This window comes from Alcaligenes sp. 13f (assembly GCF_020496585.1).
GTDB classification, from domain to species: domain Bacteria; phylum Pseudomonadota; class Gammaproteobacteria; order Burkholderiales; family Burkholderiaceae_B; genus Alcaligenes; species Alcaligenes phenolicus.
The window spans coordinates 1-978 of sequence record NZ_JAHKKC010000059.1 but is presented as its reverse complement, the minus strand read 5'-3'; the positions used below and the strand labels follow the sequence as shown (position 1 = coordinate 978).

Sequence of the window (978 nt, the reverse complement as noted above, 5' to 3'; positions counted from 1 at the left end):
TGGAGGGTAGGAACGGTTCATTGCTGAACCATTCCCCCCTAAGAACCGGACTTGCGACTTTCACCGCATCCGGCTCAAGCACAACACATCCAGCAGACATAGCTTCGGATTATATATCCGATCGCCCTTCCCTGTCTGGACTCAAAGCCCTTATCGGGCCGGCTTCACTACTTGCAAACCAAGGGCATGCACTCTTATGTGACAGACCGGATGCAAAAGCACTCGGTTCGATAGGGCGTCTGACCCACCATCCATCCGATAAACCAGGTGGTGGTCATGCCATCCGCTCTCGTAGTCCAGAGGTTCCCCGCACAAGGCGCAGCGCCCTGCTTGGGACACATATAGTTTTGCAGTCTCGGTTCTATAAGCGATGCGTTTAAGCAGCCGCTTCGTCCTTAACTGTTCACCATAGACCTCCCACGATAAATCAAACGGGTTGTAATCCCCCTTGATTTTCTCGTGCCTCACGATCTCTGTATCGGCAAGCCTCAACAGGGTGATCGGGAAGGAGCCTTCTTCTGTCCGTATCGTTGCAGCAAACTCGTTCCGACCTGCGATGCTTTGCCAGTAACGGCGATGGCACCACGGTCGGGACTTATTCGGATGTCGTCGTCTCGACCAGCGCACAAGGCGCCAGTAGATCAGATTGTCCATCCGACTGAAGGTTTCTTTCGCCACCACCGGTTGGTGGTACTGAGCCCATCCCCGTAAAACAGGGTTGAGCTTGGCAATGAGCACCTCCTGCTTCACCATTAAGTGCGTTTTTACGATCTCTCTGACCTTGCGGTAGAACGCTTGCACGTTCTTTTTGCTAGGCTTGATGAGCAACTTTCCGTTGTACTTGCGAAAGTTCCATCCCAGAAAGTCAAAGCCTTCGTCTATATGTACGACTTTCGTCTTTTCCGGCGATAGTCGCAGTCCTCGTTGTGCAAGGAAGGCTTCTACCCACGGCCTGATTTCAGTCTCCAACAAGTCTTT

At 52.5% G+C, this 978-nt stretch carries 1 protein-coding gene; it reads right to left on the bottom strand.

Translation table 11 applies throughout. The annotated features are described in order from the left end of the window. Nucleotides 1–150: 150 nt before the first annotated feature. Nucleotides 151–978 (bottom strand): group II intron maturase-specific domain-containing protein (locus KOE80_RS20115; protein WP_226349843.1); only part of this gene is annotated, 828 nt, incomplete at its 5' end.